Genomic DNA, 23,160 nt, shown 5'->3' with positions numbered 1-23,160 from the left:
GATGAGTGCAGGTGATAAAAATCCGAGTTGGGTTATAAGAGGTAAGAGTATTAAGCAGCTGATCAAAGAGCTTCAGACTTTTGAAAATCAAGACTTGCTTGTCGAAATTTCAATTGATGGTGGGGCAACACGAAAGCCTATTAGTCTTGTAAAAAAATCTGGAGGAGTATGCCTTTTGGTAAATAGCGAGGCTTAAGATTTTTAGATGGAGGCAAAGGAAAGCCTAGTGCCCAATCCATACAGCTCCCTGGGGGCCAGACTGCTGCCCAATTCGAGAAAAGTTTATCTACTCTTCCTGTTGGTGAGCGAGTCGCGCAAGTAAAGCAAGCTGATAGTGCTGTTGCCGCTGCAAAAGGATTGGCTAAAGACAGTAGGCTTTCAAAAATAAATTGGCGAAAGGTCTATAGAGGGGAAGATGGAAAGACATATACTCTAGATACGCAGCATGGGCGTTTTGCTGTGGTCGACTCACGAACGGGTAAACATCTTGGAGAAGTGGACTTCCGACGGAAAAGGGGACAGATTTATTTTTCCTACTCTAATTTTTCGGTGACGTTCGCTCCAGGCCAGCCCCGGGCGCTGATTGCGTAGTCGAAACCAACCCGACGCTGATCCGCCTGCGTTGGCTCCGGCCTGTCAGTGACTGGAAGCCTGGCAGCTACGAGATGGGGCGTTTTGAGTTCGTTAGCAGCAGCGTGACGAACTTTTCACGCTAATGAAGTCATATTCCCTGTCTTTCAATCAGCAGTGGGCCGTTTGGCTACTGATGCAGGTTCATATGAAGTGTGATGCGATAACCACCAGGGAAAGCCGATTCGACTGGGCGGGGCTAGGTTGGCTGTTTCTATTTTTCTGGTATTTCTCAGGCGTGACCCAACTGCTGATCCAGGTGACGGGGACCAGCGGATTCACGGGTTTTCGCCAGGCATTTCTGCTCAGCGGTCTGTGGCTGATTCCGGTGCTGCTGTTCCCCCGCCGCACGCGGGGTATCGCCGCCGGGCTCGGCGCGATGCTATGGCTGGCTTCTCTGCCGGCCTTTGGTTACTTCCTGGTGTACGGGCAGGAATTCTCGCAAAGCGTGATCTTCATCCTGTTCGAGTCGAACGTGGCCGAGGGGGCGGAATATCTTTCCCAATACTTCGCTTGGTGGATGGTGCCGGCGTTCCTGGCCTATGCGCTGGGCGCGGCGTTCCTCTGGGCGCGCGTGCGTCCTGTCTATCTGCCACGGGGCAGGGCTGTGACTGTCAGCATCGCGCTGGCGGCTGCGCTGGTTGGGTACCCGCTGGTCAAGCAGGGCCTCGGCAATGAAACCTTCGAGGCCGCCCGCGACAGCTTCGAGAAGCGCATGGAACCGGCCGTGCCGTGGCAATTGCTGGTGGGCTATCGGCAGTACAGTCAGCAGTTGGCGAACATGCATGAACTGCTGGAGGGCAACGCACAGATCGCGCCCCTGGCCAACTTCAAGGATGAGAATGCCGGCCTGCCGGCAACGCTGGTGCTGGTGATCGGTGAATCGACCAACCGCCAGCGCATGAGTCTGTATGGCTATCCGCGCAAGACCACACCGAACCTGGACCGCATCCGTGATCAGCTGCAGGTGTTCGACAACGTCATTACGCCGCGCCCCTACACCATCGAGGCGCTGCAGCAGGTGCTGACCTTTGCCGACGAGCAGAATCCGGACCTCTACCTGACCAAACCGTCGCTGCTGAACATGATGAAGCAGGCCGGTTACAAGACTTACTGGATCACCAACCAGCAGACCCTGACCAAGCGCAATACCATGCTCACGACCTTCTCCAAGCAGGCGGATGAGCAGTTCTACCTGAACAACAACCGCAACCAGAACGCCCGTCAGTACGACGGTGATGTGCTGGCGCCGTTCGAGAAAGTGCTGGCCGATTCGGCGCCACGCAAGTTCATCGTGGTGCACCTGCTGGGCACGCACATGAGCTACCAGTACCGCTATCCGCCGGAGTTCGAGCACTTCACCGACCGCCAGGGCGCTCCGGCCAATGTCTCTGACGACCAGTTGCCCACCTACAACAGCTACGACAATGCGGTGCTGTACAACGACCACGTGGTGTCCAGCCTGATCGAGCGGTTTTCTGGCAGCCGAGCCAATGGCTTCCTGATGTACCTGTCCGACCATGGTGAGGCAGTGTTCGATCCGCAGCAGCCTGAGGTATTGGGGCGCAATGAGGCGGCGCCGACGGCCCCCATGTACACCATCCCCTTCATTCTCTGGAGTTCCGAGCAATGGAAGGCCAGTCACCCGCAGCCTCTCGCGACCAGCCTGGGCCGCCCTTATAGCAGCTCCAGCTTCATCCATACCTGGGCTGACCTTTCCGGCCTGAGCTTCGAGGGCTTCGATGCCACTCGCAGCATCGTCAACGCAGAGTTCAAGGCGCGTCCGTTGCTGATCGGCAACCCGCACCAGCCGAAGGCAATGATTGACTTCAGCCTGATCAAGCCGAAATCTGCCGAGGGCGACATGGAAGTGGTCAGCGGCGATCACGAATCGGTTGGCAGGAAGGCTCCGCCGGGTTGACCGCGAGGGCGTTTTTGTCTGTAGTTCGCCTGCGCCGCAGCGAAGCGCCCCCTCTCAACTCCCCTTGCAAGGACTCAAAATGGCCGGAGCCAGCCTGCTGACCCTGATCGATGACATCGCCACGATCCTCGACGATGTCTCGGTAATGACCAAAGTCGCCGCTAAGAAAACGGCCGGCGTGCTGGGCGATGACTTGGCTCTGAACGCCCAGCAGGTCAGCGGGGTGCGTGCCGACCGCGAGCTGCCAGTGGTCTGGGCAGTGGCCAAGGGCTCGCTGGTCAACAAGGCGATCCTGGTGCCGGCGGCTCTGTTGATCAGTGCTTTTGCGCCCTGGGCGGTGATTCCGCTACTGATGATTGGCGGAGCCTTTCTCTGCTTCGAGGGCTTCGAGAAGCTGGCGCACAAGTGGCTGCACAGTGCGGAGGAGGACGAAAGCGCCCACGCCGCGCTGACCGAGGCCCTGGCCGATCCGCAGGTGGATATGGTGGCCATGGAGAAGGACAAGGTGAAGGGCGCGATCCGCACCGACTTCATCCTCTCGGCCGAAATCATCGTGATTACCCTGGGTACCGTTGCCGATGCGCCGTTCGGTACGCAGGTGGCGGTACTGGCGGGCATTGCCGCGATCATGACGGTCGGCGTCTACGGGCTGGTGGCGGGCATCGTCAAGCTGGATGACCTGGGCTTCTACCTCAGTGGCAAGACCAGTGCAGCAGCGCAGGCCATCGGTCATGGCATCCTCGCTGCGGCTCCCTGGATGATGAAGGGCTTGTCGGTACTGGGCACTGCGGCGATGTTCCTGGTGGGCGGCAGCATCATCCTGCATGGCATTCCGGCTGCTCATCACCTGCTCGAACCTGTTCTGGCGGCGGCCGGCCCGGTGGCCGGGGTGGTGCAGGTGCTGATCGACGGGTTGGTGGGCATCCTCGCTGGCGCCTTGGTGCTGCTGGGCGTGAGCCTGGTGAAGAAAGTGGTATCAGCCGTCAGGGGCTGAGGCTGCACGGGCTCGCTGAGCGGCCCCTCGCGAGTGAATTCGCTCGCACATTCGGGTGTGCTCGTAGAGCTAGGTTGGGTCGGGCGGCGTTCCGCTGGGGCGCGACGCTCAACGTGGCGTTGCCGAGCCGAGCGATGGTGTTGGGCTTCGCTCCGCTCTGCACCAGCCTACGAGAGCAGAAGGCGGCTCAGTCCTTTGGCTTGAAGGCGCAGTAGCCTGGACGCGGACCGATTTTCGGGTGGTTGCGGCAGGTTTCCGGGCGCTTGTCGTAAACGGTGCAGAGACGAGTCTTGCGATCCAGGAAGTAGCAGTCGTTGTTCGACATCCGGGTGAGGGTGAAGATGCCGGACTTCTGGTTGAAGCGCTCCACCACGCCGTCTTTCATCAAGCGTTTGGCGATGTTCTTCGGCGGCTCACCGCGCTCGAACTCGGCCACCAGCTCCAGGCGGATCAGGTCGCTCAGGCGCACTTCGACCGGCATCTGGCAGCAGCTGGAGACGCACGCATGGCACATGGTCTTTTCGTATCTGATCCAGGTGTCCGTCCGGTCGAGGTCGGCGCCGACGATCATCATGGTTTTCATGGGCGGTGAGCTGAGGAGAAATGGGGGGCGGGCATCATAGCGATGTCGGTGAAAAAGTGAACAGTTTCCCGTCGGGTCATGTGAAATTTCCTGAGAGTGAGAGGCGGGTCTCGGGTTCTGGTGCTGAGCTGTAAGAAGTTTCTGTGTCTGCAATCGAGGCTGTGTTCGTCTGTATAAGGCGAGCAAAGTGCGTCCTCACAGCGGGGACTTGCGCTAGCCGGTAGCGGCTGTGAAGGGATGCAGCCGCCGCGCTCAATCATCCGGGAAATCAGTGCATGCAATGGATATTCATGCTGGTTGGCCTGGCCCTGGGGGCCGGGATCGATGAGGGCTTCAGTGCCGTCCTGCTGGGCGGGCTGCTGGGGCTGGGAATAGGGCAGGCGATCCGCCTGCATGGCCTGGGCAAGGAAAATGCCGAGCTGCGCAAGACGCTGCAGGAGTTCTCCTCTCGCTTTGACAAGGGCACGAAGGCCATCCACGAGCGTTTGCTCAGGGTCGAGCAGGGCATTGCCCCGACTACCCCAGAGTGTCCGCCAGAAGCGACTGCGCAAGCTTCCGCCCCAGCTACCGAGAGGATGGAAGAGGGCGAGGAACTGGTCTGGGAGTTACCGACCGACCTGCTGGACGAGCCCGCGCCGCTGCCCCCTGCGCCTGAACCAGCACCCGCACCCGCGATGGCGGCAGCCAGTCCGACGGATGCCTGGGGCCGCGAGGCTACGCCCAAGCCAGCGCGCCAAGCTCCACTCAGCCCGCCGAAACCCCGCGAACCCTCGCTCATCGAACGTGGTTTTGCCACCGTCCGCGACTGGCTGTTCGGCGGCAATACGGTTCTGCGTGTCGGCGTGGTGTTGCTGTTCCTCGGCCTGGCTTTCCTGCTGCGCTATGCCACTGAGGGGATGGTGGTGCCAATCGAGTTGCGCTACGCCGGCGTGGCGGGCAGCGCTGTCGTCCTGCTAGGCCTCGGCTGGTGGCTGCGCCTGCGCAATCCCAGCTATGGCCTGATGCTCCAGGGCGCTGGCATCGCGGTGCTCTACCTGACGGTATTCGCGGCGATGCGCCTGCACCCGCTACTGGACCCGGCGGCTGCGTTCGGGCTTCTGGTGGCGGTGACGCTGTTCTCGGCGATTCTTGCCGTGACGCAGAACGCCTTGGGGCTGGCCGCCGCGGCGGCATTGGGCGGATTCGCCGCCCCCATCCTGACCTCCAGCGGCAGTGGCAACCATGTAGCGCTGTTCAGTTACTTCGCCCTGCTCAACGCCGGCATTTTCGCGATCGCCTGGTTCAAGGCCTGGCGTCTGCTCAACCTGATCGGCTTCGTCGGCACCTTCGCTATCGGCTTCGCCTGGGGACTGCGCAGCTATCGATCGGAGCTGTTCAGCAGCACGGAACCATTCCTGGTGCTGTTCTTCCTGATGTACGTGGCCATCGGCCTGCTCTTCGCTCGGCGCAAGCTGCTTGAGGCGCAAGGGGCGCCTGAGGCGCGCGACGAGCTCTTGCGCTGGTCCGCACGTCAGGGCGACATGGTCGATGGTACGGCGCTGCTCGGCCCGCCGATCATCGGATTTGGCCTACAGGTGGCGTTGGTTCGTCATCTGGAGTTCGGGGCAGCCTTCAGTGCCTTGGCGCTGGGATTGTTCTACCTGTTGCTGGCGCGGGCCCTGGCCGGGCGCACAGCGGGGCGGGCGGTGCTGCTGGTGGAAGCCTGCCTGGCGCTCGGCGTGGTGTTTGGCAGCCTGGCGATCCCGCTGGGGCTGGATTCGCGCTGGACGTCCGCAGCCTGGGCGGTGGAGGGGGCGGGCATCTACTGGTTGGGGCTGCGCCAGAGCCGGCCCTTGGCGCGTGTCTTTGCCTTGTTGCTGCAATTTGGCGCAGCCTTGGCGTTCCTCGGCGGTTTGCGGGATGGCGACCTCACCGTGCTCGACGGTTCTCCGCTGGGTGCCCTGATGTTGGGCATCGCACTGCTATTCAGCTTCTGGCAGCTGCGCCAGGCCCCTGAAGATGCCTCCCGCGATTGGGAGCGCAGCGGTTTGCCAGTGCTGGCCTGTGCGGGGCTGGCCTTCGTCTACCTGATCGCACCGTTGATCTTCGCCGAGGAGGGCACGGCCATCGCCTGGGCCCTGGCCGGCCTGGCCACGCTCTGGGTGGGTCTGCGCCTGCAGGCGCGGAGCTTCCTGTTCAGTGCCTTCGCCGTGCAGTTGCTGGGAGGTGTGCTGTTCCTCCTCGATTTGGACGGCGCCAGCCTGGGCAGCGGCGCCACGCCTGGCTGGCGGGGACTGGTGGTGGCTTCGCTGATCGGACTGGGGCTGATCGGTGGGATGCTGCTGGCAGCGCGGGACGAGCAGGTCCGTACTGACACCCGGCTGCTGCGTGCGTTGTCCCTCGTGCTGTTGGCGGGCCTGGCTTTTGTCAATCTGGCGGTACTGTTCGTCCTGCCGTGGCGTACCGCGGCTGCGGTATGGGGTGGCAGCGGCCTGTTGATTCTCTGGCTCAGCCTGCATCTGCAACAGCGGGCCAGTTTCGTCTTCGGTCTGTTCTTGCAGGTGCTGGCCGGCATCAGCTTCCTGGCCGTGAGCCCGCTGCTTTTCGGCGGGCTGAGCGCGGAGGGCTTGCGGCCGCTGGCCCATGCCGGGTTCTGGACGCCGGCAGTGCTGGCCATTGCGGCCTTGGTCGGCGCGTGGCGTCTGCAACGTGCAGCGCGTGACGATGCAGCCATGGGTAACCTGAGCCTGGAACACCTGGCCCAGCTCCTGTTGGTCTGGGGCAGCGGTTGGTGGGCGGTAACCTTGCTGACCGAGATCGGTCGCTTTGCCGAGCCTGCGCAACAGGTGCCGCTGGCGCTGCTGTTGGCCGCCGTCAGTGTTGCCTTCGCTACCTGGCTGGCGCGGCGTGAGCAGTGGCGGGCCTTGGCATTGCTTTGCCTGTTGCTGGCGCCGGCCGGTTTTCTGGGCCTGTGGTTGGCCTGGCACCCGCAGTATCACCCGGCCGCTGATCTGGGGTGGGCGGGGTGGGGCGCCTTGTTTGCCGCGCACCTGCTGGCATTGCGCAGGCTTGACCCGCTGCTGCCCGAAGGGGCGCGCAGTGCCGCCCATGTGCTCGGCTGCTGGTTGGTCCTGGGGGGGCTGGCGCTGGAACTGCGTTACCTGCTGATGCTGCTCGCCGAGCAATACAATGCCTGGCGCTGGCTGGGTTGGGCGCTGTTGCCCAGTGCCTGGCTATTGTTGATGACCCTGCGGCTGAAGCTGCCATGGCCAGTGGCCGCCTTCCCGCGCGAATATCGCCTATGGGCTTCACTGCCGCTGGCCCTGCTGATGCTGGTCTGGTTCTGGACTGCCAATGCCTGGAGCGACGGCGCCACCGATCCGCTGCCGTATCTGCCGCTGCTCAACCCTCTTGAACTGGGTTTGCTGTTCGCCTTGCTCAGCGTGTGCCTGTGGTTGCGTGAGGTGCTGCCGCAGTTCGACACGGTTGCTCTGCCTGGGTGGCTGGTTCCGGTCGTCGCGGGCGCTTCGTTGTTCGTTCTGGCGACGGCGGCAGTATTCCGCAGCGCCCATCATTGGGGCGGCGTGCCCTATGACCTGCAGGTGCAACTCGACTCCATGCTGGTGCAGGCCGGGCTGTCGATTGTCTGGACCTGTATCGCCCTCGGCCTGATGGTCGGTGGTCACCTGCGTGTCCGGCGTGAGCTCTGGCTGGTGGGCGCAGGGCTGATCGCGGTGGTGGTGGCCAAGTTGTTCTTCGTCGAACTGGGCAACCGGGGCGGCCTGGAGCGCATCGTGTCTTTCATTGGCGTCGGCGTCCTGTTGCTGGTCGTCGGCTATTTCGCGCCCCTGCCACCCAGGCGCGCTGATTCTGAACAGGAGCAGGTCCACGCATGATCGCTCTTTCCTGCCTGCGTAATGCCCTTGTCCTGCTAGCCGGCCTGGGGGTGTTGGGCCAACCGACGCTCGCGGCCGACCGGCTGGAGGATTTCGCCAGTCGCGTTGAGCTGAAGGTGGCCGGCGAAGGGCCGTGGTACCGCCTGGAATTGCCCATGGCGCTGCATTTCACCGCGGCACATGCCGATCTTCGCGATCTGCGGGTGTTCAACGCTGAGGGCGAGGCTCTGGCCTATGCCCTCACCCGCAGCAGCGCCTACGAGCGGCGCTCCCGTCAGGAGCACCGGCTGCGCGCCTTTCCGCTGCGTGGCCTGGCCGACGACGGGATGACCGTGCCAAGCGTGCGGATTGAGCGCAGCACCACGGGGACCCTGGTGCAGGTAGTGCCAGACGCTGCGCTGCCGAAGGGCGACTTGCTGCGTGGCTGGTTGCTGGACACCAGCGGCATTCAGTTACCGCTGGAGAAGCTGAGCCTGGACTGGAACGGCGGTGCGGAGGGCTTTCAGCGCTTCTCGATCGAGGCCAGCGATGACCTGCAGCACTGGACCTCCTGGGGGGAGGGGCAGGTGGCCCGGTTGAGCTACGCCGACGAGCGCATCGACCAGCAGGAGGTGACCCTTCCTGGTCGCCCGGCACGCTACCTGCGTCTGCTCTGGGTCAGCCCGACGCAGGCTCCGGAGCTGTCCGAGGTCCGCGTGACCAGCGCCAGCCGCGAGCATCTTCCTGCGGCGATGGCCTGGTCGGCGGCGCTGGAGCCGCTCAGCGCCAAGGACAACGAATACCTCTGGGAGCTGCCCTTGGGGCTGTCCATCGAGCGTCTGCGCATTCCCATCGACCGGCCAGGCAGCTTGTTGCCGGTCCGGCTACAGGCGCGCCGGGACGGTTCGCCGAATTGGCAACCGCTTGCTTCCGGGCTGCTCTACCGCCTGCCTGAAGGTGGCAAGGAGGTGGTGCGGGACGAGCTGGAGCTGCCGGGCTGGATGCCGGTCAAGCAGCTGCGTCTGAGCGTAGACCCGCGCGCCGGTGGCTTCGGTCAGCAGATTCCACGCCTGGAGGTCGGTATGCAGGCCACGCACGTAGTGTTCCTCGCCCGAGGTACGCCGCCCTTCATCCTGGCTTTGGGCAATCCGTCAGCGGCCCGCGTCGAATTGCCGCTGGCGACGCTGGTACCGGGGTTTGAGGAGCGTCGCCTGGCGACGATGGCGCGTGCGGAACTGGTGGGCGAGCCGGCCTTGGGAGACCACGCTGTGCCGGGCGGCGCGCCTGCTGGCGGACTCGTCTGGAAGCGCATCGGGCTTTGGGCAGTGTTGCTGCTGGGTGTGGGTCTCCTGGCCGCGATGGCTTACAGCCTGTTGCGTCGTCCTACGAGCAAGGCCTGAAAAAGACCACAGGCCGATGGCGGTGGGAGTAGCGTTTTGATGTATCTTTAGCCAGTCATTTTCGGGTCGCAGTACGTGACTCTTGCCTCCAGGTCAGAATGGCCGGTGCTAATCCATAACGAGCGGTATCACACCTCCCGACCACCGGCCCTGCCATCCGCAGCAGGACCGGCGCGGTTCAGTCCACCTCATGGGGGCGATTATGAACGCCTGCCTGGCCAGTGACTGGTTCATGGGGGGACCGGTTGTTTTCACCGCCCTGGTTGGGCTCGGGGTGATGCTCATGGCCCTCTGGGTCAGCCGCCAGCGTTATTTCCCCGGCCGCGAAATCTTCATCGTCCTGCACCTTGGCATCCTCTGGTGGCTGACCGCCGCGGGGCTGGAGCTGGCCGCACAGGCTCCGGACTGCAAGGTATTCTGGGCCAGCATGGCCTGGCCGGGAATCGTCGGCGTACCCACGTTCTGGGCTGTCTTCCTTTGGCAGTACGTCAACAGCATCCGCGAGCCGCTGAGTCTGCGCGGTTACCTGGCGCTGACCATCGCCCCGCTGCTGGCTTCGTGCCTGGCCTTGAGCAATCCCTGGCACCAGCTCTTCTATGGGCCCGGTACCGTGCCGGTGGATGGCGCGCCCGGATCGCCGATTCGTTACGACCATGGCCTGCTGTTCAACATCGTGGCGGTCTATGTCTATGTCTTCATGCTCTTCTGCCTGGCCGTGGTGACGCGCGCCGCGCTGGCTAGCCAGGGTTTGCACCGCCGGCATTACCTGGCCTTCGTGCTGGTCACCTGCGTGCCCTGGGTCGCCAACTTTGCCTATGTCGGCTATGGCTGGACGCTGTTCGGCTTTGACCCGACGCCCTTCAGCTTCGCGTTCACGCTGGTAGCCTTTGCTTTCCTGATCCTGGGCGTCCGGCTCTTCGACCTGCTGCCGGTGGCCCGTCATCTGTTGCTGGAGGAACTGCCGGACCCCGTGCTGGTAATCGACCCCCGGCAACGGGTGATCGACGCCAACCCGGCCGCCCTCGAACTGGCGGGCTTGTGCTCGGAGTGGCAAGGCCGGCCACTGGCGGACTGGCCGGTCTATGGCGATGACCTTGCGCTGATGCTGAGGACGCCGGAGAGCGGCAAGGAACTGTTGCTCGCCCTGGCCAGCTCGTCACGTTACTTCGAGGTCCGTTGCCGGGACATCGAGCGCGCCACCCGCAATGGTCCATTCGTCCTCGGGCAGATTCTCTACCTGCGAGATGTCAGTGAGCGGCATTGCAGCGAACTGAAACTCGCGGAGGCCCTGGCCACCAGCGAGGAGCGTCTGCGCACGATTACCCGGCTGCACGAACAGATGCAGGAGCAAGCCCTGTGCGATCCGCTCACCGGGCTCTACAACCGCCGGTACCTCAACGACTTCTTCGGTCGTGAGTTGGCTCGTAGCCAGCGCGAGCACACGCCTATTGCCTTGGCGCTGATCGACCTCGACCATTTCAAGCAGCTCAACGACCGCTACGGACACCTGGTGGGCGACGATGTGCTCAAGGCCGTTGCCGGTCACCTGTCGCACAACCTGCGCGGCAGCGATGCGGTGTTTCGCATCGGCGGCGAGGAGTTTCTGCTGATTCTGCCGGGAGCGACGGGTGATGAAGCCTATGCGCGGCTCGACGGACTTTGCGGCAGTCTGGCTGCCTCACCGCTGTCGACGCGCGATGGTCCCGTTTCGGTCACCCTGTCCGCCGGTGTGGCGGTATGGCCGACCCAGGGGCAGGCGCTGGAAGAATTGATGCAGGTCGCTGATGCGGCGCTTTACGAGGCCAAGCGCAACGGTCGCAACCAGGTACGCGGGGTGGCCAAGCCTGTCTCTGCGGTGCGCTGAACCCAGCGCGCCCGCAAGCGTCAGATAAAGGCGGGCGTCCAACGGCGATCGCCCATGATTCAACCGAACTTCGCGCCTTCCATCTCGGTGTGAGGCATTGCAACCCGAGTCGCGCTAAAATGCGCGCATTTTTAACCCTCCGGAGTTTTCCATGTCCCGCGTTACCCTCAGTCGCTACCTGATCGAGCAGACCCGAAGCCACAACACCCCTGCCGATCTGCGCTTCCTCATCGAGGTTGTCGCGCGTGCGTGCAAGGAAATCAGCCACGCGGTGTCAAAGGGCGCCCTGGGTGGCGTGCTTGGCAGCATGGGCACCGAGAACGTGCAGGGTGAGGTGCAGAAGAAGCTGGACGTGATGTCCAACGAAATCCTGCTGGAAGCGAACGAGTGGGGCGGCCACCTGGCCGGTATGGCCTCCGAGGAAATGGACGACGCCTACCAGATTCCCGGCAAGTACCCGAAAGGTGCCTACCTGCTGGTGTTCGACCCGCTGGATGGCTCCTCCAACATCGACGTCAACGTATCGGTGGGTACCATCTTCTCGGTGCTGCGCTGCCCCGACCAATACCTGAGCCAGAACGACAGCCTCAATGAGCAGGCGTTCCTGCAGCCGGGCACCAAGCAGGTTGCGGCTGGCTATGCGATCTACGGCCCGCAGACCATGCTGATGCTGACCCTGGGCGACGGCGTGAAGGGCTTTACCCTGGACCGTGAACTGGGCAGCTTCGTGCTCACCCACGACAACATCCGCGTGCCGGAAAACACCGCAGAGTTCGCCATCAACATGTCCAACCAGCGCCACTGGGAAGCCCCGGTACAGCGCTATGTGAGCGAGCTGCTGGCTGGCAAGGAAGGCCCGTTGGGCAAGAACTACAACATGCGCTGGATCGCCTCCATGGTGGCCGATGTACACCGCATCCTGACCCGTGGTGGCCTGTTCATGTACCCGTGGGACGCTCGCGAGCCGGAGAAGCCCGGCAAGCTGCGCCTGATGTACGAAGCCAACCCGATGTCCTTCATCATCGAGCAGGCTGGCGGCGCATCCACCGATGGTCGTCAGCGCATTCTCGACATCCAACCAAGCTCGCTGCACCAGCGCGTGCCGGTGTTCCTTGGCTCCAAGGAAGAAGTCGAGCGCGTTACCGGTTACCACCAGGAGTAAACCATGCAGCCCTGGCAGCCGTTGATCGACTGGTGGTTTGGCCCTCCGGCCAGCGCCAATGCGACGGCAGCGGCCCGCCAGGGCTTGTGGTTCGGTAAGCAGGACAGCCAGGATAATGAAGCCCGCCAGCGCTTCGGCAGCCTGGTCGAAGCGGCACTGGAAGGTGGGCTAGGTGGCTGGCTCGAAGAGCCGGAGGGCTGGCTGGCGGTGCTGCTGCTGTTAGACCAGCTGCCGCGCATGATCTTCCGTGACACCCCGCGAGCCTTCGCCGGTGATGCCCGTGCCCAGCTGTTGGTGGCCGATGGCCTGGCGCGTGGTCGTGAGCAGCAGCTGGCACCGATCCAGCAAGTATTCATCCTCCTGGTGCTGGAGCACGCCGAAGACCTGGCCAGCCAGGAGCGCGCCATGTATCGCTTCGACCACTTGCTCGCGCGGGCCGATGAGTCCGAGCGCAGGCTGTTCGAAGGCTTCGTCGACTTTGCCGAGCGGCACCGGCAAGTGATCGCTCGCTTTGGCCGCTACCCCCACCGCAATGCCATTCTTGGGCGTCCTTCAACCGCAGAAGAAATCGCGTTCCTGCAGGAACCCGGCTCACGCTTCTGAGCTCAAATGGGCAACCGTGCGACGGCTGTGCCAAGCTTGTCGCGTCTACTCGCCCAGGAGCCCTACATGTCGCTGCGAACCGTTGCCCTGCTCACTTGCTGCCTGGTGCTGGCGGCCTGCAACAAGCTCAACCAGGAGAATTACTCCAAGCTCAAGACCGGGATGACCAAGGCCGAGGTCGAGATGCTGCTCGGCAGCCCCACAGAGTGCGCCGGAGCCGTGGGCTTCAGCAGCTGTACCTGGGGTGACCAGAACACCTTCATCAGCGTGCAGTATGCCGGCGACAAGGTGCTGATTTTCTCCGGCAAAGGACTCAAATGAGACGCTTGGCCACCTTGCTCGCAGCCTTGCTGCTGGCGGGCTGTGCCAGCAGCGGAGAAGGGCCGGTGCCTCCCCGCACCGTGGGGATGGTGGACCTGCAGCGCTATCAGGGTACCTGGTACGAACTGGCGCGCCTGCCGATGCACTTCCAGCGCAAGTGCGCGCAGTCCGAGGCACATTACAGTCTGCAGGATGATGGCAGTGTGGGGGTTCTCAACCGTTGTCGTACCGCCGGGGGGGACTGGATCCAAGTCAATGGCCGTGCCGTGCCTCAGGTCGAGGGGCGCACTGACAAGCTGTGGGTGCGCTTCGACAACTGGTTCACACGACTCTTCCCGGGCATCGCCAAGGGCAACTACTGGGTGCTCTACCTGGATGACGGCTATCGCACGGCCCTTGTTGGCCATCCGAATCGGGAATACCTCTGGCTGCTTTCGCGCACTCCGGTGGTGTCCGAGAGGACCCGTGAGCAGCTGTTGGAGGTAGCCCAGGGGCAGGGCTACGACACTGACCTGTTGATCTGGCGTACCCCGGACAGCGCCTTCTCGCCCGTCCCCTCTCCCTGAAGAGGGGAGTTGGTCGGTGCGAGGAGTTTTGCTCCACTCAGCTTCGCGCTGAGCCGGCCGGCGGGCTGGAGCACGTCAGTCGCGTCTCACCCCTCTCCGCTTCAGGGAGAGGGGCGTTGGGGATGTTGACCCAGACCCCGGAGCTCTAGCCCAATACCGCTCGCAATACCTCCGCAAAGGCCCCCGCTGTTTGCTCTTCTACCGGATGGCGGCCATCGCGCACCACCCATTGACCGGCCACCATCACATCGCGGACCTGACGGTCCCCGCCGGCGAACAGCCAACGGTTGAGCAGTGCGTCACCTTCGGCAGTGGCGAGATAAGGGTCATTGCCGTCCAGCACCAGCCAGTCCGCACGCTTGCCGACCTCAAGTGCACCAACCGGTTGCCCCAGGGCCTGGGCGCCACCGGCGAGGGCTGCATCGAAAAGGGTGCGGCCGACCTGTGGCTGGTCGGTCCGGTAGAGACGGTTGCGACGCTGGTCGCGCAGGCGCTGGCCGTACTCCAGCCAGCGCAATTCCTCGACCACGCTCACGGAGACATGGCTGTCGGAGCCGATGCCGAGGCGGCCGCCCTGAGCGAGGAAGTCCACCGCCGGGAAGATGCCATCGCCCAGATTGGCTTCCGTGGTCAGGCACAGGCCTGCGATTGCGCCGCTGCCGGCCATGGCGGAGACTTCGCTTGCCTGCGCATGGGTTGCATGCACCAGGCACCAGCGCTCGTCCACCGGGGCATGCTCGTACAGCCACTGCAGGGGGCGCAGGCCGCTCCAGGCCAGGCAGTCATCGACTTCCTTCTGTTGCTCGGCGATGTGGATGTGGATCGGGCAATCGCCCTTGTCGGCGGCCAGTACGCTGGCGATCTGCTCCGGGGTCACCGCGCGCAGGGAATGGAAGCACAGGCCGAGTCGCTGGTTCGCTCGTCGCTGCAGTTCACCGCGCAGGCGTTCCTGCAGCGCCAGGTAGCTGTCGGTGCTGTGGATAAAGCGGCGTTGTCCGTCGTTCGGTGCCTGGCCGCCGAAGCCTGCATGGCTGTAGAGCACCGGCAGCAAGGTCAGTCCGATGCCTGCGTCGGTCGCGGCCTGGCTGACACGCAGCGACAATTCGGCTGGATCGGTGTAATGGCGACCGTCGACATCATGGTGCACGTAGTGGAACTCGGCGACGCTGGTGTAGCCGGCCTTGAGCATCTCTATGTAGAGCTGCCGGGCGATGACCTCGACCTGTTCGGGCGACAAGCGACCGACCAACCGATACATCAGGTCGCGCCAGGTCCAGAAGCTGTCATTGGGGTTTCCAGCCACTTCGGCCAGGCCCGCCATGGCGCGCTGGAAGGCATGGGAGTGGAGGTTGGGCATGCCGGCAAGCACCGGGCCTTGGAGGCGCTCGGCAGCCTCGGCGGAGGCGTCTGTCTCGATCTTTTCGAGCAGGCCGGCAGGGGAAACCGCGAAGCGGACGTTGCGGGCCCAGCCTTGAGGCAGCAGGGCGCGTTCAGCGAAGAATGCAGACATGGAGGGTGACCCTGGCGGGGTTGTTATTTGTATATACATATACAGACGTTTGTGGCTGGCGTAAACTCACGTTAGTCGCACACTTGTCTGGAGTTGTCGAATCCGGTACATGCCGGGGGCGGGCTCGATGTTCCGAGCAGCGCCTGATTTCCGAGCCTTGCCCCTTCCGACCAGGAGATATCCGTGCCCAGTTCGCCGAATGCGCCCACTTCGCTGGCCGCCCGCATGGGGGAAACCCCCGCGCCGCTCTATGCCCGCGTCAAGCAGATGATCAGCCAGCAAATCCAGAGCGGCACCTGGCCGCCCCACTACCGTGTGCCCTCGGAGAGCGAACTGGTCAATGAGCTGGGCTTCAGCCGCATGACCATCAACCGCGCCCTGCGTGAGCTGACCGCCGAGGGCCTGCTGGTGCGCATGCAGGGTGTTGGAACCTTCGTCGCCGAGCCCAAAGGCCAGGCAGCGCTGTTCGAAGTACACAACATCGCCGAGGAAATTGCCCAACGCGGTCACCGCCATAGCTGTGAGGTGGTCAGCCTGACCGAGGAGAAGGCGGGCCCGGAGCATGCGCTGGCATTAGGCGTGCGCGAAGGGCAGCGGGTGTTCCATTCGCGCATCGTGCATTTCGAGAACGAGGTGCCGGTGCAGATCGAAGATCGCTTCGTTAATGCCGCCGTGGCCCCGGACTATCTGAAACAGGACTTCACCCAGCAGACCCCGTACGTCTACCTGTCGCAGGTGGCGCCGATTACCGAGGGCGAGCACGTGGTGGAGGCTATTCTGGCCGATGCCGAGGAGTGCAAGCTACTGCATATCGAGCGCGGCCAGCCCTGCCTATTGATTCGTCGGCGCACCTGGTCCGGCCGCAACACGGTGACCAGCGCACGCCTGCTCTACCCCGGTACCCGTTATCGCCTAGAAGGACGTTTTGGTTCATGACCGCTACTCGCTTGCTGCACGCCGCCGACTACCCCTCCATGCCGTGGAAGAACGGTGCTGGCTCGACTCAGGAAATAACCCGAGACACCGGTGCCGGCCTGGACGGCTTTGGTTGGCGCTTGTCCATCGCCGATGTTGGCGAGTCGGGCGGGTTCTCGGCATTCGACGGCTACCAGCGAGTGATCACCGTACTGGAAGGCAAGGGCATGCGGCTGACGGTTGACGGGCAGCAGTCCCGTGACTTGACCGCGCTGGATGCCTTTGCCTTCGACGGGGCCAGCGCAGTGCAGTGCGAGTTGATCGATGGCCCGATTCGCGACTTCAATCTGATCTACGCCCCGGAGCGCTACCACGCGCGGTTGCAGTGGCTGACCGTGAAGGGCGAGGTTGGGCTGTTCAGCAGTGCCAGCACCACGCTGGTGTTCTGTGCCGAGGGTGGGCTTGCAGCTGAGCTGGATGGTGCCAACTGCGGCGAACTGGGCCGGCATGATTGCCTGCATATCGAGGCCTCCGGCCATCTCGCCGAATTGCGACTGCGTGCAAATTCCGCGTCCTGTTGCCTGATCGAGCTGACACCGCGCTAGCAGGGGCTGCCTGCTTTCTGTGGGGCGAATGAATTGGCTCTGTCCCAGTTAAGTGTTGTCACTGGCTGGCTCCCTTGTAGGAGCCAGCTTGCTGGCGAACGGGCTCATTTCGCGAGCAAGAACTCGGCGTCCCCCTCGCTCCTACAGGGCTCTCAGCCCGACCGTTGATGGCTAGCAACAGCTAACCCCGACAGAGCCAATTCATTCACCAAACAGACCGCAGGCCTGCCGGAATGCCCAGGGGGCGCTTCGCGTCCCTTTGCGAATGAATTCGCACCCACAAGAGCCTGGCCAACGGCAAGCCAGGCAGGATCGCGGTGGGCGGTCTACAACTCATTTATCGCCCGCCACGCCCTTCGGAGCCACGCATGCCCTGTCGAAGCGTTCTTGCCGCTCTGCTTGTCAGCCTTGTCCTCCCACTTGCCGCACAAGCGGACGAATGTCCCTATCCAAAGCCCGTGATCCTGGCGGGGCTCAACTGGGAAAGCGGCATGTTCACCACCGAGGTTCTGCGTTACCTGCTGGAGCGGGGTTATGGCTGCAAGACCGACGTGCTACCCGGCAACACCCTGGCCATGGAGAATGCCTTGCGGCAGAACGATGTGCAGGTGATTGCCGAACAGTGGGCCGGGCGTAGCGAGTTGTGGCGCAAGGCCGAGGCGGCAGGGGAGGTTTTTGCCGTTGGCGAGCCGGTCAAGGGGGCGACCGAAGGTTGGTGGGTGCCGGAATATCTGGTGAAAGGCGAGGGTGCGCCAGCGGCGGGGCTGCGTTCGGTCAGCGACCTGCCACGCTTCAAGACGCTGTTACGTGACCCGGAGGAAGGCGACAAGGGGCGTTTCTACAACTGTCCCACCGGCTGGACCTGCGAAGGCGTCAACAGCCAGAAACTCAAGGCCTACGGCCTCGAAGACAGCTACGTGAACTTCCGCACCGGTACGGGCCCGGCCCTGGACGCGGCCATCACCTCAGCGATCCGCCAACGCCAGCCGATCCTCTTCTACTACTGGTCACCCACGCCGCTGATGGGGCGCTATCCCCTGGTTCAGTTGGAGGAACCGCCCTTCGACCAGAAGGCCTGGGAGACGCTGATTGACCCGAACAACCCGAAGCCGATAGGCAGCCGATCGCTGCCGGCGAAGATTTCCATCGGCGTTTCACGCGACCTGCGTGAGCGTGCGCCGCAGTTGGTCGAAGCCTTCGGCAAGATGGAGATTCCCTTGCCGCTGTTCAACCGCATCCTCGCGGACATGGCCGAGCAGCGCAGCGAGGCCCGGATCGTGAGCAAGACCTTCTACCGCGAGCATCGGGACATCTGGTCACGCTGGGTGCCGGAGCCGGTTGCCCAGCGCATCGATGCCTCGCTGCGCTGAGTGGTCTATTCCCCTAGGCCCGGTGTCGTCGCCAGGGCCTATCCTTTGAAACATTGCCACCTCCGTTCTGCTGGGGGTGGCATGACGCCATCTGCTGGCCGGGTGGCAGGAGGTGCACCTAACCAGCGGAGCCACTGCGCATGTTCCCCGAACGCCTCACCTTCTCCATCGCCCATTGGGTCAATGCCTGGGTGGATGCCCTGGTGACCCAGCATGGCATGGCCTTTCGGCGTTTTTCCGATAGCCTGCTCTGGGCCGTCGTCCAGCTCGAGGGGCTGCTCCGGGCCACGCCTTGGTGGCTGGTGCTGCTGGTGGTCGCCGCCTTGGCCTGGCACGCCACACGTCGTGTCCTGCCAGCATTGCTGATCGTTGGTCTGCTGTTCCTGGTGGGTGTCATGGGGCTGTGGGACAAGCTGATGCAGACCTTGGCGCTGATGCTGGTGGCGACGGCGATCGCCGTGGTGATCGGCATTCCCCTGGGCGTGCTGGCGGGGCGTAGCGATCGCTTGCGGGCCATGCTGTTGCCGCTGCTGGATGTGATGCAGACCCTGCCGAGCTTCGTCTATCTGATTCCGGTGCTGATGCTGTTTGGTCTTGGCAAGGTGCCTGCGATCTTTGCCACCGTGATCTACGCGGTGCCGCCGCTGATCCGGCTCACCGACCTGGGGATCCGCCAGGTCGACCGCGAGGTGATGGAGGCGGCCAATGCCTTCGGTGCCAGCCGCTGGCAGCAACTGTTCGGTGTGCAGCTGCCGCTGGCCCTGCCGAGCATCATGGCTGGGCTCAACCAGACGATCATGATGGCCCTGTCGATGGTGGTGGTCGCCTCGATGATCGGCGCCCGTGGCCTGGGTGAAGAAGTGCTCGTGGGCATCCAGACACTCAATGTCGGCAAGGGGCTGGAGGCCGGCCTGGCCATCGTCATCCTCGCTGTGGCGATCGATCGCATCACCCAGGCCTATGGTCGGCCGGAACGGGTAGTCGATCCATGACAGACCAGCCCCCCGACAAGATCGTCCTGCAAGGTGTGAGCAAGGTCTTCGGCGAGCGCCCAGAAGCAGCATTGGCGCTGCTGGACCAGGGGCACAGCAAGACGGAGGTGCTGGAGGCCACGGGATGCGTGGTTGGGGTCCAGGACTTGTCGCTGTCGATTGGCGCCGGTGAGCGCTTCGTCGTCATGGGACTTTCAGGCTCCGGTAAATCAACGCTGGTCCGTCATCTCAATCGCCTGATCGAACCCAGCAGCGGCAGCATATTCGTCGATGGTGAGGACATTCTCGGCTACGACCGGGAGACCTTGCGGCATTATCGCCAGCACCAGGTAAGCATGGTATTCCAGAGCTTTGGCCTGCTGCCCCATCGGAGCGTGCTGGACAACATCGCCTATGGCTTGGAAGTGCGGGGTGAGCCGCGCACACGGCGCCTGGAGTGTGCCCGGGACTGGCTCGGCCGGGTCGGCCTGGAGGGTTATGACCAAGCCCGTCCGCAGCAGCTTTCCGGCGGCATGCGCCAACGCGTCGGCCTGGCCCGCGCGCTGGCGACCGATACCGACATCCTGCTAATGGATGAGGCCTTTAGCGCCCTGGATCCGCTGATCCGCGCGGACATGCAGGAACAACTGCTGGCCCTGCACCAGGGACTACGCAAGACCATCGTCTTCATCACCCACGACCTCGACGAAGCGCTGCTGATCGGGCAGCGCATCGCCATCCTTTGCGATGGCCGGCTGGTCCAGGTCGGTCGGCCCGACGAGATTCTCGAACAGCCAGCCGACGAGTATGTCGAACGTTTCGTTCGGCGCCGTCGGGCCACACTTCAGAACACGGCTCCAGCAACGACTGGTCGGGAGGCATGAGATGGAACAACCCGGGCCCAACGGCTGTTGCGGATGACTCGACTCGGACAGGAGAGCGACTGTGGATAACGTACTGAGCTTCAATCGTGGGCACGTGCCGCTGCTGATTAGCATGCCGCATCCCGGAACTGTCCTCACACCGGCCGTCGAGGCGGGCCTGGTGGAGGCGGGCTGGGACTTGGCGGACACCGACTGGCATATTCCGCGCCTCTACGACTTCGCTCTCGACCTTGGGGCCAGCACCCTGGCGGCGCAGTATTCGCGTTACGTCATTGACCTCAATCGCCCGCCGGATGATTCACCACTCTATGCCACGGCCTCCACGGGCCTGTATCCGGCGACGCTGTTCGACGGTTCGGCGCTGTTTCGTGAAGGGGAGGAGCCGAGCGCTGCCGAGCGTGCGCGCTACCTGGCAGAAATCTGGACTCCCTATCACCAGGCGCTTGCCGACGAGCTGGCGCGAATGAAGGCTGAGTTCGGCTACGCGCTGCTGTTCGACGCCCACTCGATTCGCTCCTTCATCCCGCGCCTGTTCGACGGACGCCTGCCAGATTTCAACCTGGGTACGAACGAAGGCCGGAGCTGCGACCTGAGTCTTGGCGAGAAACTGATGACTGTTTGTGTCGCAGCGCAGGATTACAGCCACGTGCTCAACGGCCGCTTCAAGGGCGGCTACATCACCCGCCACTACGGCCAGCCGGCGCAGGACATCCACGCCGTCCAGTTGGAGTTGGCGCAGTGCACTTACATGGACGAGCAAGTGCCGTTCGATTATCGCGAGGATCTCGCCGTGCCGACCCAGGCCGTGCTGCGCCAGATGCTATTGGCGATGCTCGACTGGGGTCGGGAGCGATATGGGCGTTGAGTGGGGGAGTCCCGGACTGAAGTCCGGGCTACGAACTGCCCGCCCCCTGTAGCCCGGACTACAGTCCGGGTTCAACGCTCAGCGTTGTAAGCCGAGATGACGGATGACGACCTCAGGCTGCGCCAGCCGCTCCCAGACATCCTCCAGCAATTCGGCGGGGTAGAAGGGCAGGGATGCCAGTTCCGCCTGGCTGACCCAGGCCAGCTCACGTATCTCGAACTCATCACCGCCCAAGCCCGTGAGGTTGGTCAGGCTGAGTTCACCGCGCCAGGCATCGATGCGGTAGAACAATTCCATGTGGAAGCGGCCCATCGCCGGCTCGGCGAATTCGCGAACGTAGACCAACGGGCCGACGTCCACTTCGAGCCCGGTTTCCTCACGGAACTCGCGACGGACCGTGTCGCGGGTCGACTCGTCGCTTTGCGACTCGAAGCCGCCACCTGGCGGAATCCAGTAGGTGTCATCACCGACTACGTGCTTGACCAGCAGGATGCGTCCCTGCTCGACCAGCAGGCCGGCAGCGCGGATACGGTGCTGCAGCGGGGCGATCATTGCCTGCCCTGCCGTGATGCGAACATCCTTGCCGACATGCTCAAATTTCCCCGTTATGATTCCCGACAGGAGCGCGAGCATACGCCTGAGGCGGCCGTGCATGCACATTTCGGGAGCCCACCATGCAGACGCTGTATCCGGAGATCAAACCCTACGCCCGCCACGAACTGGCAGTAGACGAACCGCACGTACTCTATGTGGATGAAAGCGGCTCGCCGGATGGATTGCCAGTGGTGTTCATCCACGGCGGTCCGGGCGCCGGCTGCGATGCCCTGAGTCGTCGCTTCTTCGATCCCAATCGTTACCGCATCGTCACCTTCGACCAGCGTGGTTGTGGGCGCTCGATACCCCATGCCAGCCTGGAGAAGAACACGACCTGGGACCTGGTGGCGGACCTCGAGCGCATTCGCCAGCACCTGGGGATCGACAAGTGGGTGCTGTTCGGCGGCTCCTGGGGATCCACCTTGTCGCTGGCCTACGCGCAGACTCATCCGGATCGGGTGCTGGCGCTGATCCTGCGGGGCATCTTCCTGTGTCGCCCGGAGGACTTCCGCTGGTTCTACCAGGAAGGCTGCAGCCGGTTGTTCCCCGACTACTGGGAGGACTACCTGGCACCGATCCCGGAGGAGGAGCACGGCGACCTGATGCACGCATTCCACAAGCGCTTGACCGGCCCGGACCAGATCGCCCAGATGCATGCCGCCAAGGCCTGGTCCACCTGGGAAGGCCGCACCGCCACCTTGCGCCCCAGCGCCCAGGTGGTGGACCGTTTCAGCGAACCAATGCGCGCCCTGTCCATTGCACGCATCGAGTGCCACTACTTCGTCAACAACGCCTTCCTCGAGCCCAACCAGTTATTGCGCGACATGCACAAGATCGCTCACTTGCCGGGCGTGATCGTGCACGGCCGCTATGACTCCATTTGCCCGCTGGACAACGCCTGGGCTCTGCACAAAGTGTGGCCGAACAGCGAGCTGCAGATCGTCCGCGATGCCGGCCACGCCGCTTCCGAAGCGGGCATCACCGATGCCCTGGTGCGTGCGGCGAACCAGATCGCTTGCCGCCTCCTGAAGCTGCCGCCGGAGGAGGACGCCTGATGAAGGCGCTGCTGCAACGGGTCAGTGGTGCGCGAGTCGAGGTGGAAGGCGAGATCGTCGGCTCCATCGATCAGGGCTTGTTGGTGCTGGTCGGCGTCGAACCGCAGGACACCCAGGCCAGCGCCGACAAGCTGCTGCACAAGCTGCTCAACTACCGGGTGTTCAGTGATGCCGAGGGCAAGATGAACCTGTCCGTCGGCGCTGTAGGCGGAGGCCTGCTGCTTGTTTCCCAGTTCACTCTGGCCGCGGATACCAGCAGCGGCCTGCGACCGAGCTTCTCCAGCGCCGCGCCGCCGGAGCAGGGCGAGGTGCTGTTCGACTATCTGTTGCAACAGGCACGGCTCAAACACCCACAGGTGGCCTCCGGGCGCTTCGGCGCCAACATGCAGGTGCACTTGGTCAACGACGGGCCAGTGACCTTCCTCCTGCAAGTTTGACCTGGCGCAGCAACTGCACGTTCTCGACTCGCCATCCACTCACGGGGCGGTTAGCA

Annotated in this window: 21 protein-coding genes; 18 read left to right on the top strand and 3 right to left on the bottom strand. The window is 63.6% G+C overall.

All coding sequences use genetic code 11. From position 1 onward, the window contains the following. The first annotated feature begins 1 nt into the window (after position 1). The 3 genes from OXH74_RS06500 (at position 2) to OXH74_RS06490 (ending at position 3,545) form a co-directional block, all read left to right on the top strand. Positions 2-196: a hypothetical protein gene (locus OXH74_RS06500; protein WP_375740547.1), complete on the top strand. Its 195-nt coding sequence runs from the start codon at positions 2-4 to the stop codon at positions 194-196. A gap of 582 nt (positions 197-778) precedes the next feature. Beyond that, positions 779-2,551, top strand: a complete 1,773-nt coding sequence (cptA, locus tag OXH74_RS06495; protein WP_375740546.1) for a phosphoethanolamine transferase CptA — start codon at positions 779-781, stop codon at positions 2,549-2,551. 79 nt (positions 2,552-2,630) lie between these two features. Further along, complete coding sequence (locus tag OXH74_RS06490) at positions 2,631-3,545, top strand: DUF808 domain-containing protein (RefSeq protein WP_375740545.1); 915 nt, start codon at positions 2,631-2,633, stop codon at positions 3,543-3,545. 187 nt (positions 3,546-3,732) lie between these two features. Here OXH74_RS06490 and OXH74_RS06485 read toward each other — a convergent pair whose 3' ends face one another. Beyond that, complete coding sequence (locus tag OXH74_RS06485; protein WP_215371879.1) at positions 3,733-4,128, bottom strand: YkgJ family cysteine cluster protein; 396 nt, start codon at positions 4,126-4,128, stop codon at positions 3,733-3,735. 275 nt (positions 4,129-4,403) lie between these two features. Between OXH74_RS06485 and OXH74_RS06480 the strand changes: the two genes are divergently transcribed. The 7 genes from OXH74_RS06480 to OXH74_RS06450 all read left to right on the top strand — a co-directional run bounded on the left by OXH74_RS06480 (position 4,404) and on the right by OXH74_RS06450 (position 13,898). Next, positions 4,404-8,003, top strand: coding sequence for a DUF2339 domain-containing protein (locus tag OXH74_RS06480; protein WP_375740544.1), 3,600 nt, complete (start codon positions 4,404-4,406; stop codon positions 8,001-8,003). Further along, positions 8,000-9,382 (top strand): DUF3999 domain-containing protein, encoded by a 1,383-nt coding sequence (locus tag OXH74_RS06475; protein ID WP_375740543.1) that lies wholly within the window; start codon positions 8,000-8,002, stop codon positions 9,380-9,382. The genes OXH74_RS06480 and OXH74_RS06475 overlap by 4 nt, the downstream gene beginning before the upstream one ends. A gap of 202 nt (positions 9,383-9,584) precedes the next feature. Continuing rightward, positions 9,585-11,246, top strand: a complete 1,662-nt coding sequence (locus OXH74_RS06470) for a histidine kinase N-terminal 7TM domain-containing protein (protein WP_375740542.1) — start codon at positions 9,585-9,587, stop codon at positions 11,244-11,246. Positions 11,247-11,397: 151 nt separating this feature from the next. Next, positions 11,398-12,408, top strand: a complete 1,011-nt coding sequence (locus OXH74_RS06465; RefSeq protein WP_215371869.1) for a class 1 fructose-bisphosphatase — start codon at positions 11,398-11,400, stop codon at positions 12,406-12,408. 3 nt (positions 12,409-12,411) lie between these two features. Beyond that, on the top strand, positions 12,412-13,011 hold the full coding sequence (locus tag OXH74_RS06460) for a DUF924 family protein (RefSeq protein WP_375740541.1): 600 nt from the start codon (positions 12,412-12,414) through the stop codon (positions 13,009-13,011). A 66-nt stretch (positions 13,012-13,077) separates the two neighbouring features. Continuing rightward, on the top strand, positions 13,078-13,332 hold the full coding sequence (gene bamE, locus OXH74_RS06455; RefSeq protein WP_375740540.1) for an outer membrane protein assembly factor BamE: 255 nt from the start codon (positions 13,078-13,080) through the stop codon (positions 13,330-13,332). Further along, positions 13,329-13,898 (top strand): lipocalin family protein, encoded by a 570-nt coding sequence (locus tag OXH74_RS06450; protein ID WP_375740539.1) that lies wholly within the window; start codon positions 13,329-13,331, stop codon positions 13,896-13,898. The genes bamE and OXH74_RS06450 overlap by 4 nt, the downstream gene beginning before the upstream one ends. A gap of 145 nt (positions 13,899-14,043) precedes the next feature. Here OXH74_RS06450 and OXH74_RS06445 read toward each other — a convergent pair whose 3' ends face one another. Continuing rightward, complete coding sequence (locus tag OXH74_RS06445) at positions 14,044-15,408, bottom strand: formimidoylglutamate deiminase (RefSeq protein ID WP_375740538.1); 1,365 nt, start codon at positions 15,406-15,408, stop codon at positions 14,044-14,046. A 225-nt stretch (positions 15,409-15,633) separates the two neighbouring features. Here OXH74_RS06445 and hutC point away from each other — a divergent pair, with 225 nt between their 5' ends. From hutC to hutG, 6 genes are all read left to right on the top strand, one after another. Continuing rightward, entirely contained in the window at positions 15,634-16,344 is a 711-nt protein-coding gene (gene hutC, locus OXH74_RS06440) for a histidine utilization repressor (RefSeq protein ID WP_251701929.1), read from the top strand. Beyond that, positions 16,341-16,928: a HutD family protein gene (locus OXH74_RS06435; protein WP_375740537.1), complete on the top strand. Its 588-nt coding sequence runs from the start codon at positions 16,341-16,343 to the stop codon at positions 16,926-16,928. Before hutC ends, OXH74_RS06435 begins: the two co-directional genes overlap by 4 nt. Before the next feature lie 368 nt (positions 16,929-17,296). Next, positions 17,297-18,298 carry an ABC transporter substrate-binding protein gene (locus OXH74_RS06430; protein ID WP_375740536.1) on the top strand — a complete coding sequence of 334 codons (1,002 nt, stop codon included), beginning with the start codon at positions 17,297-17,299 and terminating at the stop codon, positions 18,296-18,298. Positions 18,299-18,438: 140 nt separating this feature from the next. After that, entirely contained in the window at positions 18,439-19,290 is an 852-nt protein-coding gene (locus OXH74_RS06425) for an ABC transporter permease (RefSeq protein WP_375740535.1), read from the top strand. Then, a complete protein-coding gene (locus tag OXH74_RS06420) occupies positions 19,287-20,153 on the top strand; it encodes a glycine betaine/L-proline ABC transporter ATP-binding protein (protein ID WP_375740534.1) in 867 nt (288 codons plus the stop codon). The genes OXH74_RS06425 and OXH74_RS06420 overlap by 4 nt, the downstream gene beginning before the upstream one ends. 61 nt (positions 20,154-20,214) lie before the next feature. Next, a complete protein-coding gene (gene hutG, locus OXH74_RS06415) occupies positions 20,215-21,018 on the top strand; it encodes an N-formylglutamate deformylase (RefSeq protein ID WP_375740533.1) in 804 nt (267 codons plus the stop codon). Between the two features lie 78 nt (positions 21,019-21,096). Here the strand turns inward: hutG and OXH74_RS06410 are convergent, their stop codons facing one another. Beyond that, on the bottom strand, positions 21,097-21,570 hold the full coding sequence (locus tag OXH74_RS06410) for an NUDIX domain-containing protein (protein WP_375740532.1): 474 nt from the start codon (positions 21,568-21,570) through the stop codon (positions 21,097-21,099). 122 nt (positions 21,571-21,692) lie between these two features. On the opposite strand from OXH74_RS06410, the gene pip reads away from it, so the two are divergent. After that, positions 21,693-22,667 carry a prolyl aminopeptidase gene (pip, locus tag OXH74_RS06405; protein ID WP_215371841.1) on the top strand — a complete coding sequence of 325 codons (975 nt, stop codon included), beginning with the start codon at positions 21,693-21,695 and terminating at the stop codon, positions 22,665-22,667. Beyond that, entirely contained in the window at positions 22,667-23,104 is a 438-nt protein-coding gene (dtd, locus tag OXH74_RS06400; RefSeq protein ID WP_375740531.1) for a D-aminoacyl-tRNA deacylase, read from the top strand. Before pip ends, dtd begins: the two co-directional genes overlap by 1 nt. The last annotated feature ends 56 nt before the right edge of the window (positions 23,105-23,160 follow it).

Origin of the sequence: Metapseudomonas boanensis, from assembly GCF_042232855.1 — a bacterium.
In the GTDB taxonomy this organism is placed as follows: domain Bacteria; phylum Pseudomonadota; class Gammaproteobacteria; order Pseudomonadales; family Pseudomonadaceae; genus Metapseudomonas; species Metapseudomonas boanensis.
The sequence above is the reverse complement of the archived record's forward strand: the minus strand, read 5'-3'. Positions and strand labels throughout refer to the sequence as shown.